General features: G+C 67.5%; 15 protein-coding genes and 1 pseudogene. 8 read left to right on the forward strand and 8 right to left on the reverse strand.

From position 1 onward, the window contains the following. Positions 1-1,369: pseudogene (locus tag B7G54_RS04360) on the reverse strand (methyl-accepting chemotaxis protein); the annotation flags it as partial. Positions 1,370-1,693: 324 nt separating this feature from the next. On the opposite strand from B7G54_RS04360, the gene B7G54_RS04365 reads away from it, so the two are divergent. The 3 genes from B7G54_RS04365 to B7G54_RS04375 all read left to right on the forward strand — a co-directional run bounded on the left by B7G54_RS04365 (position 1,694) and on the right by B7G54_RS04375 (position 3,232). Further along, positions 1,694-2,065, forward strand: coding sequence for a hypothetical protein (locus B7G54_RS04365; RefSeq protein WP_085037972.1), 372 nt, complete (start codon positions 1,694-1,696; stop codon positions 2,063-2,065). Further along, entirely contained in the window at positions 2,062-2,622 is a 561-nt protein-coding gene (locus tag B7G54_RS04370) for a GNAT family N-acetyltransferase (RefSeq protein ID WP_085037973.1), read from the forward strand. Before B7G54_RS04365 ends, B7G54_RS04370 begins: the two co-directional genes overlap by 4 nt. Positions 2,623-2,731: 109 nt before the next feature. After that, the gene (locus B7G54_RS04375; RefSeq protein ID WP_425266457.1) at positions 2,732-3,232 is read left to right on the forward strand and encodes a 2-thiouracil desulfurase family protein; all 501 of its coding nucleotides are present in this window, start codon (positions 2,732-2,734) and stop codon (positions 3,230-3,232) included. 108 nt (positions 3,233-3,340) lie between these two features. On the opposite strand, the gene pcaF is transcribed toward B7G54_RS04375, so the two are convergent. Next, complete coding sequence (pcaF, locus tag B7G54_RS04380) at positions 3,341-4,543, reverse strand: 3-oxoadipyl-CoA thiolase (RefSeq protein ID WP_085037975.1); 1,203 nt, start codon at positions 4,541-4,543, stop codon at positions 3,341-3,343. Positions 4,544-4,770: 227 nt separating this feature from the next. On the opposite strand from pcaF, the gene B7G54_RS04385 reads away from it, so the two are divergent. Next, a complete protein-coding gene (locus B7G54_RS04385) occupies positions 4,771-5,559 on the forward strand; it encodes an IclR family transcriptional regulator (protein WP_085037976.1) in 789 nt (262 codons plus the stop codon). 229 nt (positions 5,560-5,788) lie between these two features. On the opposite strand, the gene B7G54_RS04390 is transcribed toward B7G54_RS04385, so the two are convergent. Continuing rightward, on the reverse strand, positions 5,789-6,904 hold the full coding sequence (locus B7G54_RS04390; protein ID WP_085037977.1) for a succinylglutamate desuccinylase/aspartoacylase family protein: 1,116 nt from the start codon (positions 6,902-6,904) through the stop codon (positions 5,789-5,791). A gap of 59 nt (positions 6,905-6,963) precedes the next feature. Further along, positions 6,964-7,737, reverse strand: a complete 774-nt coding sequence (locus B7G54_RS04395) for a transporter substrate-binding domain-containing protein (protein ID WP_085037978.1) — start codon at positions 7,735-7,737, stop codon at positions 6,964-6,966. A gap of 136 nt (positions 7,738-7,873) precedes the next feature. Between B7G54_RS04395 and B7G54_RS04400 the strand changes: the two genes are divergently transcribed. Then, on the forward strand, positions 7,874-8,794 hold the full coding sequence (locus tag B7G54_RS04400; protein WP_085037979.1) for a LysR family transcriptional regulator: 921 nt from the start codon (positions 7,874-7,876) through the stop codon (positions 8,792-8,794). A 46-nt stretch (positions 8,795-8,840) separates the two neighbouring features. Here the strand turns inward: B7G54_RS04400 and B7G54_RS04405 are convergent, their stop codons facing one another. After that, complete coding sequence (locus tag B7G54_RS04405) at positions 8,841-10,172, reverse strand: MFS transporter (RefSeq protein WP_085037980.1); 1,332 nt, start codon at positions 10,170-10,172, stop codon at positions 8,841-8,843. 55 nt (positions 10,173-10,227) lie between these two features. Beyond that, positions 10,228-11,415 carry a M20 aminoacylase family protein gene (locus B7G54_RS04410; RefSeq protein WP_085037981.1) on the reverse strand — a complete coding sequence of 396 codons (1,188 nt, stop codon included), beginning with the start codon at positions 11,413-11,415 and terminating at the stop codon, positions 10,228-10,230. A gap of 222 nt (positions 11,416-11,637) precedes the next feature. Between B7G54_RS04410 and acuR the strand changes: the two genes are divergently transcribed. The 3 genes from acuR to B7G54_RS04425 all read left to right on the forward strand — a co-directional run bounded on the left by acuR (position 11,638) and on the right by B7G54_RS04425 (position 13,968). Then, a complete protein-coding gene (acuR, locus tag B7G54_RS04415; protein ID WP_085037982.1) occupies positions 11,638-12,276 on the forward strand; it encodes an acrylate utilization transcriptional regulator AcuR in 639 nt (212 codons plus the stop codon). Positions 12,277-12,320: 44 nt separating this feature from the next. Next, complete coding sequence (acuI, locus tag B7G54_RS04420; protein WP_085037983.1) at positions 12,321-13,304, forward strand: acrylyl-CoA reductase (NADPH); 984 nt, start codon at positions 12,321-12,323, stop codon at positions 13,302-13,304. Between the two features lie 85 nt (positions 13,305-13,389). Beyond that, positions 13,390-13,968 carry a peroxidase-related enzyme gene (locus tag B7G54_RS04425; RefSeq protein WP_085037984.1) on the forward strand — a complete coding sequence of 193 codons (579 nt, stop codon included), beginning with the start codon at positions 13,390-13,392 and terminating at the stop codon, positions 13,966-13,968. A gap of 131 nt (positions 13,969-14,099) precedes the next feature. Here B7G54_RS04425 and B7G54_RS04430 read toward each other — a convergent pair whose 3' ends face one another. Together B7G54_RS04430 and B7G54_RS04435 are read right to left on the reverse strand one after the other, a co-directional pair. Then, positions 14,100-14,975 (reverse strand): SDR family NAD(P)-dependent oxidoreductase, encoded by an 876-nt coding sequence (locus B7G54_RS04430; protein ID WP_085037985.1) that lies wholly within the window; start codon positions 14,973-14,975, stop codon positions 14,100-14,102. A gap of 173 nt (positions 14,976-15,148) precedes the next feature. Continuing rightward, positions 15,149-15,727 (reverse strand): TetR/AcrR family transcriptional regulator, encoded by a 579-nt coding sequence (locus B7G54_RS04435; RefSeq protein ID WP_085037986.1) that lies wholly within the window; start codon positions 15,725-15,727, stop codon positions 15,149-15,151. Positions 15,728-15,862 lie beyond the last annotated feature (135 nt).

Below are 15,862 nucleotides of genomic sequence, written 5' to 3' on the forward strand. Positions count from 1 at the left end.
GGCAACCACCGCGAAACCGCGCCCCTGGTCGCCGGCCCGCGCCGCCTCCACCGCCGCGTTCAATGCAAGGATGTTGGTCTGGAACGCGATGCCGTCGATCACGCCGATGATGTCGGCGATCTTGCGCGAGCTGGCGGTGATGTCGTTCATCGTCGCGACCACCTCGCTCACCGCCTGCCCGCCGCGCCCGGCCGCCTCGCTCGCCGACACCGACAACTGGTCGCCGGCACGCGCCGCCTCCACCGCCGCATTCAATGCAAGGATATTGGTCTGGAACGCGATGCCGTCGATCACGCCGATGATGTCGGCGATCTTGCGCGAGCTGGCGGTGATGTCGCTCATCGTCGCAACCACCTCGCCCACTGCCTGCCCGCCGCGCCCCGCCGCCTCGCTCGCCGACATCGCGAGCCGGTTCGCCTGCAGGGCGGTCTCCGTGTTGCTTCTCGGCCATCGACGCGGCCGTCTCCTGCACGCTCGACGCCGCCTGTTCGGTGCGCGCGCTCAGGTCGTTGTTGCCCTGCGCGATCTCGTTGCTCGCGCGCTGCACGTTGTGCACCTGCTCGCTGACGTCGTCGACGAGCCAGCGGAACATCAGGCCGAGCTGGTTGATCGTGCGCAGCGTCATGCCGATCTCGTCGACGCGGTTCATCCGCACGCCGCTGCGGCTTTCGCCGGTCGCGACGTTCAGCGCCTGGTCGTGCAGCCGCTTCAGCGGACGCACGATCTGCGCATCGAGCCACAGGCCGGCCGCCGCCGCCAGGCCGACCGTCACGCCGGCAAATGCCGCGAGCCCGCCGCCGGCCAGCCCGCATGCCCAGCCCGCGCCGACGAGCGCCGGCGCGAGCACGCACAGCGCCGAATGCACCCGCGCGCGCACCGACATCGTCTGCGACAGCGACGCGATGCGCAGCAGCCCCGTGCGGATCACCAACCCCTTGTGGAACCGGCGCTGGCCGGCCTTGCCTTCGCGAAACGCGCGATACAGCGCATCGGCGGCCTCGCTCTCGTCGTGCGGCGCCTTCGTGCGCACCGACATGTAGCCGTGCGGCTCGCCGTTGCGCATCACCGGAATCGCGTTCGCACGCACCCAGTAGTGATCGCCGTTCTTGCGGCGGTTCTTCACGAGGGCCGTCCACGGCTCGCCTCGCCTGAGCGTCGCCCACATGTCGGCAAACGCTTCGCGCGGCATGTCCGGGTGGCGCACCACGTTGTGCGGCTGGCCGACGAGTTCCTCGTTCGTGAAGCCGCTCACCTGTGCGAACGTCGTGTTGGCGTAGGTGATGATGCTGTCTGCATCGGTCGTCGACATCAGCGTGACGTCGTCGGGAAAATCGAATTCCTGTTGGGTAACGGGCTGGTTATTGCGCATGCAAGGCTCCGAAAGGCGGATCTGTCGTCCGCGCCGCGCTGAATTCACGTTCAGTAGCCGAAAAACGGTTTATCGCTTTACGACGGTCTTCATCTTACTGTCGGCATATTGGGGAAAAACCTTACCCTTTCCTCGCATAAAATATTCAATTTGGCGGCCGCCATGATTTCGATCAAATAATCCGTCAATAATCGCCGCGCACGTTCATCCGCATGTCACGCCGCGCTGCCCGACCACACCGCACGGCACGCCAATGCCGTCAGCCGTTGCACGCGGCGAAACGATTCCGTCTATCCTGCTCCATTCAACCGGCATTCGAATTCGATGAAAAAGGCATTGCACGAACTGAATCGGCTGTCCTGGAATACAACGACAGTCGCACATAACAGCCATAAAGGCGATCAGGCTGCATTTTTCCGAGAAGGCGGCTCGACGCCCTTTCCGGAAGAACGCGAACTGCTCGGCGACATCGCCGGGCTGCGGAGCGACGAGTTCATGTGGAGCATCGGCGAAGTCGTGAACGCGCTCGCGTCGGCCGGGCTCGCGACCGGTCGCCTGACCGAATACCCTTATGCGAACGGCTGGAAGGGCTTCGACGGCATGCGCGAACTGGACGGCCACCGGATGGTGCCGCCCGACGGCATGCCGCGCCTGCCGCTGATGTATGCAATCGCCGCGCATCGGGAGGCCGCATGATGCGCCGCACCGCCGCCGAACGCGATGCGCTTTCCGCCCGCCCGCTCGCACGCGACGAGGTGCCGCTCGTGTGGACCATCGACCGGCGCGAAATCATCGAGCACCTGTATGTGCTGCGCGACGGCACGCTGCATCTCGTGCCCGAGTTCTACGACGTCGCGGGCTGGCCCGACGGCGAAGCCGACCACTACACGCCGATCCTGCTCGACTGTCACGATCGCGGCGGCTGGTGCCTCGGCATGTTCGACGGCGCGCGGCTCGTCGCGGCGGTCGTCGTCGACAGCCAGCCGCTCGGCCCGCACCGCGACATGCTGCAGTTGAAGTTCCTGCACGTGAGCCGTGACTGGCGTGGCTGCGGGCTCGGCGAGCAGCTCTACCGCGCGGCCCGTGAGCAGGCGCGCGCGATGGGTGCTGCACGCCTGTATGTGTCCGCGACGCCGTCGCAGCGCACGATCGACTTCTACCTGCGGCTCGGCTTCACGGTCAGCGCCTCGCCCGACCCGGCGCTTTACGCGCTCGAGCCGGAAGACATTCATCTGGAAGCACCGGCGGCCTGACGCACCGGCAAGCGGGCAACGCGTAGAATTTCCCGCTTTGCCACGACCGCCATCGGTCATCGCGGAATCACGGAGAGCGAGATTGCAGAACGAAGCGCAGCCGCAAGCCATGCCGAAGATCCTCGTCAGCATGTGCGTGGTCGGTCATCCGGTCCGCTACAACGGCTCGGCCAAGACTGCCGCGCACGAGGCGCTCGAACGGTGGCAGCGCGAAGGGCGCCTCGTGCCCGTCTGCCCCGAACTGGCCGGCGGCTTCAGCGTGCCGCGCCCGCCTGCTGAAATCGCCGGCGGCGAATCGGGACAGCAGGTGCTGTCGGGCGCCGCGCGCATCGTCGACGTGAACGGAACGGACGTGACGGCACCGTTCGTATCCGGCGCGCAAACCGCGCTGGCCCTCGCACGCGCGCACGATTGCCGCTTCGCGATCCTGGCCGACGGCAGTCCGTCGTGCGGCAGCACGTTCATTTATGACGGGCGCTTCGAGAACCGGCGACACGCGGGCGCCGGCGTCACGGCCGCGTTGCTGCGCGAGCACGGGATCGAAGTGTTCGCGGACACCGAGATCGACGCGCTCGATGCGCGCCTCAAGCAGTTGTTGCAGGCCGGTTAACGACGATGCGCGGCACGAGAATCCTCGTGCCGCGCATCGTTCAGCAAACCGCAAAGCGGGATGGCGGCGAAGCGGCCAATGCCCTGCCGCTTCGCCGCGAGACGCAGGTCAGACGCGCTCAATCGCGATCGCGATGCCCTGACCGACGCCGATGCACATCGTACACAGCGCAAAGCGGCCGTTCGTGCGATGCAGTTGGTACATCGCAGTCGTCACGAGACGCGCACCCGATGCGCCGAGCGGATGGCCCAGTGCGATCGCGCCGCCGTTCGGGTTCACGCGCGGATCGTCGTCGGCAACGCCAAGCATGCGCAGCACCGCGAGACCTTGCGATGCGAACGCCTCGTTCAGCTCGATCACGTCGAACTGGTCGATGGTCATGCCGAGCCGCGCGAGCAGCTTCTGCGTGGCCGGCGCGGGCCCGATGCCCATCACGCGCGGTGCAACGCCGGCCGTTGCGATCCCGAGCACGCGTGCGCGCGGCGTCAGGCCGAAGCGCTTCGCGGTTTCTTCGTTCGCGAGCAGCAGCGCGGCGGCACCGTCGTTGACGCCCGACGCGTTGCCGGCCGTCACCGAGCCGTCCGGGCGCACGACGCCCTTCAGCTTCGCGAGCGTTTCGAGCGACGTCTCGCGCGGATGTTCGTCGCGCGACACGACCACCGGATCGCCTTTCTTCTGCGGAATCGTGACTGCGACGATTTCCTCGGCGAGCGTGCCGTCCTGCTGCGCACGCGCGGCCTTCTGCTGGCTGCGCAGCGCAAACAGGTCCTGGTCGGCGCGGCTGATGTTGTAGTCGACCGCGACGTTTTCGGCCGTCTCCGGCATCGAATCGACGCCGTGCAGCTGTTTCATCAGCGGATTGATGAAGCGCCAGCCGATCGTCGTATCGTAGATGTCGGCCTGGCGCGCGAACGCGCTGGCGGCCTTGCCCATCACGAACGGCGCACGCGTCATGCTCTCGACGCCACCCGCGACCATCAGCGCGGCCTCGCCGGACTTGATCGCACGGGCGGCCACGCCCACCGCATCCATCCCGGAACCGCACAGGCGGTTGATCGTCGAACCCGGCACGCCCTGCGGCAGGCCCGCGAGCAGCGCCGACATGCGCGCGACGTTGCGGTTGTCCTCGCCGGCCTGGTTCGCGCAGCCGTAGATCACGTCGTCGATCGCCGTCCAGTCGACATCGCGGTTACGCTCGACGAGCGCCTTGAGCGGCACCGCGCCCAGGTCGTCGGCGCGCACGCCGGACAGTGCACCGCCGTAACGCCCGATCGGCGTACGGATCGCATCACACAGAAAAGCTTCGGTCATCAGTGTCTCCGGTCCCAGGACAGGCTGGGGAATGAACAGGGCGCGCCCCTTGCATTGCCCGCCGGGATGCGCTTAAATGTTCTATATACGAACATAAGATCGTGTATCGAACGTTCAACGCATCATAGGGAGTGCGGGGACGACCTGTCAAGCGCCCGGTCCGCCGTGCGGTTGGCGTGTCAGGCCCCATGCGCTATCTTCTCGGCTGCACGATATTCCAGGCGCTCATGACAACCGAAGACACTCAGACGAAACCCGGCGACTCCTATGTCCAGTCGTTCGCACGCGGCCTCGCGGTGATCCGCGCGTTCGACGCGGCCCGTCCGGAGCAGACGCTCACCGAGGTCGCCTCGGCCACCGGGCTCACGCGCGCGGGCGCGCGCCGGATCCTGCTCACGCTGCAGACGCTCGGCTATGTCGAAGCCGACGGCCGGCTGTTCCGGCTCACGCCGAAGATCCTCGAGCTCGGCTTCGCGTACCTCACGTCGATGCCGTTCTGGAATCTCGCCGATCCGGTGATGGAGCAGCTGTCCGAGCAGATCCACGAAAGCTGCTCGGCGGCCGTGCTCGACCGCACCGAGATCGTCTACGTGCTGCGCGTGCCGACCCGCAAGATCATGACGATCAACCTGTCGATCGGCAGCCGGCTGCCTGCATACTGCACGTCGATGGGCCGCGTGCTGCTGTCCGCGCTCGACGATGCCGCGCTCGACGAAACGCTCGCACAAAGCGGCATCCGCGCGCATACGCCGCGCACGATCACCGACCTCGGCGAGCTGAAGGCGGCAATCGCGCAAGCGCGCCAGCAGGGCTGGGCCGTGGTCGACCAGGAACTCGAAGTGGGCCTGATGTCGTTGTCCGCGCCGATCCGCAACCGGCGCGGGCAAATCATCGCGGCGATGAACATCAGCGGCAACGCGCAGCGGCATACCGCGAAGCAGATGGTGAAGGAGTTTCTCGGGCCGCTGCAGCAGGCCGCGCAGACGGTGTCGGAGCTGGTGGCACGGCGCGGGTGAGCGGTTACTTCGCTCGCGGGATCGGCACGACGGTCATTCGCGGATAGTCCGGATAAAAAGACGGGCGGCATGGGCCGCCCGCTCAACTCTCTGACTCTACTTGCAACGTCCTTCTCACGGAACACGGAGCGCGCTCCGCATCACCCAATTTAGGGGCGCGGCAACGCCCGGTCAATTTGACGAGAACGAAATTGCGTGGCGCCACTCGGACACGCACCCGTCCCGCCGCTCACGCGCCCAGCAGCATGCCCTTGCGCACCGGTACCGTGCCCGTCACGCGGCCGAGCGGCGCGCCGGCGGTCACGAAGCGGATTGCGCGGCGCATGTAGAACACGCCGTCGGTGCCGCTCGAGATCGTCGTGATCGCGTCCGTCAGCGGATCGACGATGTCGAACAGCGGATCGCCCGCGCGGATCGTCGCGCCGATCGCCGCGCGGTGCACGAGTATCCCGCTCACCGGCGCGTAGAACTGCTCGCTGCCCGCGAGCGGCGTGGCCGGCGCAGCGAGCGGCGGCAGCGGCGTAGGCTCGCCGTGCACCGCGCCGCGCCATACGAGATAGTCGACGAGCGCATCGGCATCGCGTTCCGCATATTCGTACGTCACGTCGCGCTGGCCCCGGCACTCGACCGTCACGGCCACGGTGCCGGCCGCCATCGGCGTGCCTGCCGGCAAGTGCTGCCGCAATTGCGTCCACAGCAGGTGATGCGCATCGTCGAACGCGTGCCCGCCCGAATCCTCGGCGAGCAGCGACACCTCCGCGCCGAGATAACGCGCGAGCGGCTCGACTTCCGGCCATGCGGTATCGCTCGTGTACACGTGCATCACTGCTTCGAGCGAGCAATGCAGGTCGATCACGATCTCGGCGTCGAGCGACAGCTTCAGCAGCGCCAGCTGCAGCGCATCGAACTCGGTGCGCGGCGCGATCTCATCGAGCGCCGCGCCGACGCATTCGCGCACGATCTCGCGATTGCGGCCGCCGTCGTCGCCGAGCCGGTCGCGCGCACGCGCGGCGATTTCCGCGAGCGGCAGGAAGCCGCGATTGAAGTTGCGGCCGCTCGCGAGATCGAAACGGCCGATGAATTGCCCGAGCAGATGATGATTGAGGCCGACCGGGTTCGCGACCGGCACGAGCACGATCTCGGCGGCGAGCCGGCCGTCGGCATCGAGCTGCGCGAGCCGCTGCTTCAGCACGAACGCCGCGAGCATCGCGGGCGTCTCGTCCGCGTGCAGCGCGGCCTGCAGGTAGATCTTGCGGCCGGTGCCGGCCGGCCCGAAATGAAAGCTCGTCAGCGTGCGCTGCGTGCCGATCGACGGCGACAGGAGCGGCGTGGTGCGAATCTGCATCGATGGTCTCGAACGGGTGAAAACGGGGAAGCGGGTGAAACGGCGGGGCGCTGTGGCGCTTATTCGCCGTACGGGTTGAAGTCGAAATACTGCTTTGCGATCCGGTCGTACGTGCCGTCCTTCAGCATCGATGCGATTGCGCCGTCGATCGACGCCTTGAGCGCCGTATCCGACTGCCGCATGCCGATGCCGACGCCGCGATCGCCCATGTCGAGCGGCGCGCCGACGAACGCGAAGCCCTTGCCCTTCGGCGTGCGCAGGAAGCCGTAGTCGGCTTCCACGGTGCCGAGCAGCGCTGCATCGAGGCGGCCGTTGACGAGATCGGCGAACACGTCGTCCTGGCTCTTGTACGGCACCACGCCGACGCCGGCCGGCGCCCAGTGCGCGAGCGCCCACGATTCGAACTGCGTGCCCGACTGCACGCCGACGCGCTTGCCGGCCAGCGACGCGGTCGTACTGTCGACGCCGCTCGCGGGCCGCGCGACGAGCCGCGACTTGAAGCGGAACAGTTTCGACGAGAACAGGATCTGCTTCTCGCGCTTCTCGGTGATCGCCATCGACGACAGGATCGCGTCGATCTTGCGCGCCTGCAGCGCGGGAATCATCCCGGAGAATTCAAGCTCGACCCACTGGCAGCGCAACTGCGCACGGCGGCAGATCTCGTTGCCGAGATCGACGTCGAAGCCCTTCAGGCTGCCGTCGGGCGCCTTCGAATCCATCGGCGGATAGGTCGGATCGATGCCGAGGCGCACGGGGCGCGCATCGAGCGCATGCGCGGCGCTTGCCGCGAACGCAAGGCATAAGGAAACGAGCGGAAGGAAGGTACGTTTCATGGTCGACACAGGGCAGGACGATGGGCAAACGGCACGAGCCGGACTGCCTGCGATCGTAGTGCGCACGCGCCGCCGCCGGAATCGCCCGCTGCCTTATCATGATCACTTTTCCCGATCACCGGCCCCGCGCTCGCCCATGGCGTTCACGCTCTCCCAGCTCCGCATCTTCCAGGCCGTCGTCGAGCACGGCAGCCTGCGCGCCGCTGCACGCGCGCTCGATCTCGCGCAGAGCGGCGTCACGCAGCAGTTGCAAAGCCTCGAGGCAACGCTCGGCGCGACGCTGTTCACGCGCACCAATCGCGGGATCGTGCCGACGGCCGTCGGCCAGCGGCTGCTCGCGCGCTCCGGTTCGATCCTCGGCGAATGCGAGCAGGTCGAGCGGGAAATCCGGCAACTGAGCGGCGCGTACGAAGGCACCGTCACGCTCGGCCTCGTGGCCGAACCGCTGATCGACGCATTCGCGCCGGTGCTGAGCGCGTTCCGCGCGCGCTTCGACAAGGTCGACGTGCACCTGCGTACCGGCACGTCGCGGATGATGATCGGCTGGCTGCGGGAAAACGCGGTCGATTTCGCGATCGCGCTGGTCTCGAAGCAGACCGACACGACCGATCTCGCGGTCACGCCGCTGCGTGCTTCCGCGCCGGTGGTGGTGTGCCGCAACGGCCATCCGGCGATGCACGCGCAATCGCTCGCCGAGCTGGCCGGCTACGCGTGGGTGTCCACACGCTCGCCGAACCTGAGCGCCGACCCCGTCGTCAACCGGTTGCTCGCGTACTTCGACGTGCACGGCCTGCCGCCGCCGAAGATCCTCGCAACCGTCGAAGGGATGTTCGAGACGCTGCAGCTCGTCACGCAGACCGATTGCCTGTCGCTCGAAACCGAAGCCGTGACGCGGCACGGGCCGTTTGCCGGCACGCTCGCGAAGGTGCCCGTGCGCGAACAGGCCGAATCGCAGGACATCTGCCTGCTGCAGCGCGCGGCCGTGCCGCTGACGCCGGCCGCGCAGGAACTCGCGACGATGCTCGCGTCGTACCTGAGAGTGGTGCGCGGGCGGTAAGCGCATCTTGCCGCCTGCCGCCCGCGGTGCTGCACCGTGCTTTCCTTCAGTCGATCGAATCCCGCGCCGTCTCGCGCAGCGCGGCAACCGCGATCAGCGACAGCACCACGCACGCGGCCACGTAGCCGGCCGGCGCGAGCTTGCTGCCCGTCGTCTTCACGAGCCAGGTCGCGATCAGCTGCGCGGTGCCGCCGAAGATCGTCACCGCGAGCGCATACGCGATCGAGATGCCGGTCGCGCGCACGTGGCGCGGCAGCGACTCGCACATCAGCGCCATTTCGGATGCCGAGCCGAGCGAATAGAACAGCAGCATCAGCGCGGTCAGCGGCAGGATCACCGACAGCGTCGGATGATGGTTCATCAGCCAGAACGCCGGGAACAGCAACGCGACCAGCACGCCGCGGCCGACGAAGATCGGCAGGCGCCGGCTGCCGAGCCTGTCCGACAGCCAGCCGAACAGCGGGCAGGTGACCAGCATCACGCAGCCCGATGCGACGCCGACGAACATCGACAGCTTCATCGGCAGGCCAAGCGTGTGGATCGCGTAGGTCGGCATGTAGAACGTCAGGATGTAGGTCGACACCGTGCCGCCCATCACCGTGAGCATCAGCAGCAGCACCGTGCGCGTGTGCTTCGAGAACAGCTCGTGCAGCACGCCGCGTTCGATGCCGTGATGGTTGTCGCCGGGCGCATCGTCGGCGAGGCGGCGGCGCAGATACATGCCGACCGGCGCGATCAGCACGCCGACGAGGAACGGCAGCCGCCAGCCCCAGCTTTCGAGCGCGTCCTTCGTCATCGTGTTCGACAGCAGCGCCGCGAAGCCCGAGCCCATCAGCGCGGCGCCGCCCTGCGTCGCGAGCTGCCAGCTCGCGCGGAACGCACGGCGCGACGTGCCGCCCTGTTCGAGCAGCGTCGACGTCGCCGCGCCGAATTCACCGCCCTGCGAAAAGCCCTGCATCAGCCGCGCGAACACGACGAGCAGCGGTGCGGCCACGCCGGCCTGCGCATAGGTCGGCGCGATCGCGATCAGGCCCGTGCCGAGCGCCATCAGCATGATCGTCAGGTTCAGCGCGGCCTTGCGCCCCTTGCGGTCCGCGTAGACGCCGAGCACGACGCTGCCGAGCGGCCGCGTGAAGAAGCCGGCGGCGAACGTCGCGACCGACAGCAGCAGCGACGTGGTCGGGTCGCTCGACGGGAAGAACAGCTTGCCGATCAGCACCGCAAAGAAGCCGTACACGGTGAAGTCGAAGAATTCCAGCCAGTTGCCGATCACGGCCGCCGCGATCGCGCCGCGCCGCGTGACGGCAGGCGCGCCGGGCGCGCCGGCTTCGGCGACGCCCGTCGACGCGGGGTGCAGCGCGAGATGGTCTTTCTGCATCGCTATCCTCTCCTGTCAATGCGCCGGAAGCGCCGGAAGCGCGCCGCCGCCGCGATCACTGCCCGAGGTAACGCTCGACGAGGCGCGTCCAGAACGCCGCGCCGATCGGCAGGTTGCGATCGTTGAAGTCGTACTTCGGGTTGTGCACCATGCAGCCGTCCTCGCCTTCGCCATTGCCGAGCCGCACGAACGAGCCCGGCCGCTGCTGCAGCATGAACGCGAAATCCTCGCTGCCCATCAGCAGGTCGGTCTGCTCGACCACGTGCGCGTCGCCGACGAGCTCGCGCGCCACCTGCGCGGCGAAATCCGTTTCGGCATCCGTATTGACGACGACCGGATACCCTTCGATGTACTCGACGTTTGCCGTCGCGCCGTAGCTCGCGGCCTGTGTTTCGGCCAGCTCGGTGATGCGGCGCTTGAGCAGCGCGCGCACGTCGGGGCTGAACGAACGCACGCTGAGTTCGAGGCGCGCGCCGTTCGGGATCACGTTGTTCGCGGTGCCCGCATGCATCGAGCCGACCGTGACGACCGCCGGCTGCGCAGGGTCGACGTTGCGCGCGACGATCGTCTGCAGCGCCATCACGATGCTCGCCGCGACGACCACCGGGTCGACCGTCAGGTGCGGCCGTGCCGCGTGGCCGCCGACGCCTTCGATCGTGATGATCGCCTTGTCGCCGGCCGACATGAACGGGCCGCGCCGCGTCAGGAACACGCCCGGTGCCGCGCCCGGATGGTTGTGCATGCCGAACACGGCATCGCACGGGAAGCGCTCGAACAGGCCGTCGTCGATCATCTTCTTCGCGCCGCTGTCGACACCGTGCTCTTCCGCCGGCTGGAAATACAGGTGCACGGTGCCGGAGAAGTGGCGGGTCTTCGCGAGATGCTGCGCGGCGCCGAGCAGCATCGTCGTGTGGCCGTCGTGGCCGCACGCGTGCATCTTGCCGTGCGTGCCGCTCGCATAGGGCAGCCCCGTCGCCTCGATGATCGGCAGCGCATCCATGTCGGCGCGGATGCCGATGCTGCGCGTGCCGTCGCCCACGCGCAGCGTGCCGACCACGCCCGTCTTCCCGACCCCGCGCGTCACCTGCCAGCCCCACTGTTCGAGCTTCTCGGCGACGAGCGCGGCCGTGTCGTGCTCTTCGTACGCGAGTTCGGGGTGGTGATGGATATGGTGACGGATCTCGCGCAGCCCGCCGGCGGCGGGCATCAGATCCTCGATTTCGGTGAATCGGGCGTCGGTCATCTAAGGGGCTCCAGCTTGTTTGTGTGTGCACGCGTGACGCTGCGTGCGGGAAAGCGAGCCACTATATCGAGCCGATATCGGTTCAATAAGATGCGGAATTTTTCACCGCGATAAGGTTTTTTAATCAGGGTTAATACGGGTGATGCTTGCGGGTTCAACCTCATCGAACGCGCCAGATACACGACCCGTTGATTTTTGAGACGAACGGTCTATTATTCGCACATGGACGTTCGAACTGATCCGCCTCGCCGTCGCGGCAGGCCACCGAAGCAGCATGAAGACCTCGTCGCCACGCGGGACATGCTGTTGCGCACCGGGCTGGAAGTGCTCACCGAGAAGGGCTTCTCGGCCACCGGGCTCGACGAGATCCTGGGGCGCGCGGGCGTGCCCAAGGGCTCGTTCTATCACTACTTCGACAGCAAGGAAGCGTTCGGCCTCGAACTGATCGACCGCTATGCCGACTTCTTCGCGCGCAAGCTGGACCGTCATTTCAGCGACCCGGCGCGCTCGCCGCTGCAGCGCGTCCGCGCATTCGTCGACGATGCCCGGGACGGCATGGCCCGCTACGCATACAGCCGCGGCTGCCTGATCGGCAATCTCGGGCAGGAAATGGGTGCGCTGCCCGAAAGTTTCCGCGCCCGCCTGCACGCCACGTTCGAGGACTGGCAACGCCGCCTCGCCGCTTGCCTGGCCGCCGCGCAGCAAGCCGGCGAACTGGCCGGTTCGGCCGATCCCGCCGAGCTGGCCGCATTCTTCTGGATCGGCTGGGAAGGCGCCGTGCTGCGCGCGAAGCTGGAGCGCAGCGACGGGCCGCTGACCCTGTTCGCGCAGTTTTTCTTCAATGGACTGCCGCATCGCTGATTTTTTTGCCATTAACTAGACGATCGGTCTAGAAAGGAGGACACATGTTTCGAGGCATCGTGATCGACAAGGACGAAACCGGCCAGCACGCGCGGCTGCACACGCTGGACGACGCGCAATTGCCCGCAGGCAACGTGACGATCCGCGTGGGCTATTCGACGCTGAACTACAAGGACGGGCTGGCGATCACCGGCAAGAGCCCGGTGGTCCGCAAGTTTCCGATGGTGCCCGGCATCGATCTGGTCGGTGAAGTCGAGGAGAGCACGCACCCGGACTATCGCCCCGGCGATCAGGTCGTGCTCAACGGCTGGGGCGTCGGCGAAACACACTGGGGCGGCCTCGCGCAGAAAGCCCGCGTCGACGGCGACTGGCTGGTGCCGCTGCCGTCCGCCTTTTCGCCGCAACAGGCGATGGCCATCGGCACGGCGGGCTACACCGCGATGCTGTGCGTGATGGCACTGGAGCGACACGGCGTGCGCCCGGATGACGGCGAGATCGTGGTGACCGGCGCGGCAGGCGGGGTGGGCAGCGTCGCTACCGCTATCCTCACCAGGCTGGGATACCGCGTGGTCGCGGTGACCGGCCGTCCCGCCGATGCCGACTACCTGCGTCAGCTCGGCGCGGCGGAGATCCTGGAGCGGTCGCAATTCAGCGAGCCCGGCAGGCCGCTGGGCAAGGAGCGCTGGGCCGGCGCGGTCGACGTGGCGGGCAGCCACGTGCTCGCCAACGTGTGCGCGACCACGCGCTACCGCGGCGTCGTGACGGCCTGCGGCCTGGCCGCCGGCATGGACTTCCCCGCGACCGTCATGCCGTTCATCCTGCGCGGTGTCACGCTCGTCGGGATCGACAGCGTCATGTGCCCGCGCGCCGATCGCCTGGAGGCATGGCGCCGGCTCGCATCCGACCTCGACGTCGAGAAGCTGGGCGCGATCAGCCACCAGGTCGGCCTGGGCGACGTCGTCCCGCTTGCCGAGGCATTGATCGACGGCAAGGTTCGCGGCCGCATCGTCGTCGACGTCAACGCGTGACGCCGCCGACGACCACCGGCGTTGCCTTATTCGGACGGCGGCTCGCGCATCGAAAGCGCCCGCGCCACTTTATCCAGGAGACCTCATGACCGCCGCAAGCACCGCCCCCATCAGCCGCTTTCCCGTGCCCGCGCTCGCCGACCTGCCCGACGACATCCGCGAACGCATCGCCGCCGTCCAGGAAAAGTCGGGCTTCATCCCGAACGTGTTCCTTACGCTCGCGCATCGCCCGGACGAGTTTCGCGCGTTCATGGCTTACCACGACGCGCTGATGGACAAGCCCGGCAATCTCACCAAGGCCGAACGGGAAATGATCGTCGTGGCCACCAGCGCCGCGAACCAGTGTCAGTACTGCGTGATCGCGCACGGTGCGATCCTGCGCATTCGCGCGAAAGACCCGCTGATCGCCGACCAGGTCGCGACCAACTACCGCAAGGCCGACATCACCGCGCGGCAGAAGGCGATGCTCGACTTCGCGATGAAGGTGTCGCAAACCGCGCACGAGGTGGGCGAAGCGGATTTCGACACGCTGAAGTTGCATGGCTTCACCGAGGAAGACGCGTGGGACATCGCGGCGATCTCGGCGTTCTTCGGCATGTCGAATCGCATCGCGAACGTGACGAACATGCGGCCGAACGCGGAGTTCTACGCGCTCGGGCGTTGAGGGCGCGACGGCAGCGGCGATGGCTGGGCGAGCCGGGCGTACGCACACTCGGCCGTCGATCAGCCATCGCGCGCACCGGCGCAACGCGGGCACGGCGCCGGCACGCGCCGTCGATGCGGCGGCTCTCTCGCCTACCCGACCTGCTTCAACGTCTGCAGCCCGTCGGGCAGCTTCGCGTCCGGGAACATCGTCGACAACGTCGTGTCGCGCCACCGCGCCGCCTCTTCCGCGCGCTGCGCTTCCGCCTGCTCGCAGACGATCAGCGCGTCGCCGCCGAGCAGCAAGCGCATCGGCACATCGTCGCGGCGCGACAGCTCGACGATCAATGCCGCGATCCGCGCCGGATCGCCGACCTCATGGCCGCCGTATGCGCCGAGCATGTCGAGCATTTTCCCGACCGACGGCCGATAGTCGGGCAGCAGCCCGTCGACTTCGCGCTTGGCCTGCGCGGCCCACTCGGTTCGCATCCCACCGGGCTCCAGCGTGCACACACGCACGCCGAACGGTGCGACTTCCTTCGCGAGCACGTCGCTGAACCCGCCGACCGCCCACTTCGCGGCCTGATACGCGGACAGGCCCGGCGTCGACGTGCGCCCGCCGACCGACGACACCTGGAAGATGTGCCCTGCACGCTGCGCGCGCATCGTCGGCAGCACCGCACGCGTCAGGTTGATCACGCCGAACAGGTTCGTCTCGATCTGGTCGCGGAAATCGTCGGCGGCCATCTGCTCGAACGGCGCCGTATGGCCGTAGCCCGCGTTGTTCACCAGCACGTCGATGCGGCCGAACGCGTCGCGGGCGGCTGTCGCCGCCTCCGCGGCTGCCGCTTCATCGGTCACGTCGAGCGCGACTGGCAGCAACCGATCGCCGTACCGTTTCACCAGATCCGCAAGCCGCGCGGGATCGCGTGCGCCGGCCACCAGCCGGTCGCCCGCCGCCAGCACGGCTTCCGAAATCGCTCGCCCCAGGCCGCGCGCGGCCCCTGTTACCAGCCAGACTTTCGCCATTTTTCCACTCCTTGATCGTGGTGAAATCACAAAATGAATGATTACTCACTCATTAATAACGACGATGTACCGATCGCTCATGACCTCCATCGCCCTGCCCGAAACCCGCTACCCATCCTCGCCGCAGCGCGTGAACGTGAATCCGCCCGCGCCGCCACGACGGCAACCTTGCCTTACACCGCGTGCAACACGGCCCACAACGCGCGAAACCCGGCCTCCCGGTACGCGTCGGCCCGCGCCGGATCGCGCGCGACCGACTCCATGGCCGTTTCGGCGATCGACGTGAACAGCGCCGCGCAGAACGCGTGCGCCTCGTCCGGCTTCAGCCCGCCCGATGCCGCGATCTGCGCCTCCAGCAACGCGCGGATCGTGCCGAAACCTTCGGCCCCCGCCGCACGGTGCGTGTCGTCGACGCGCCCGCTCACACCCAGCTGCTGCAGCGCGCGCCGCCCGTCCGGATTCGCGACGCCCCATGACACATAGCCGTTCCACGCGTGCCGCAGCGCCTGCTCGGCCGTCGCGCCTTCCGGGAAACCCGCCATCATCGCGTCGCGCATCTCCGCCTTCAGGCTCACGTACAGCGCGTTCAGCAATGCGTCCTTGGTCTCGAAGTAAGTAAACACCGTGCCTTCCGCCACCCCGGCGAGCCGCGCGATGCGCGCGGTCGTCGCGGTCGCGCCGTCCTCGGCGAGCGCGCGTGCGGCCGCGGCGAGGATGGCTTCGTGCTTGTCGGGACTGCGCGGTCGGGCCACGTTCGATTCCTTTAATGAGTGAGCGCTCAATCATAATGGGGCGATCCTGCTGAATGCAAGCCCTGTTACATCCGGGGGAACCCACACGCAATCCATCAAAACCGTGCACTATTAGCGTTTTCACGTACTGGTGCG

Source organism: Burkholderia puraquae, from assembly GCF_002099195.1.
GTDB lineage: Bacteria > Pseudomonadota > Gammaproteobacteria > Burkholderiales > Burkholderiaceae > Burkholderia > Burkholderia puraquae.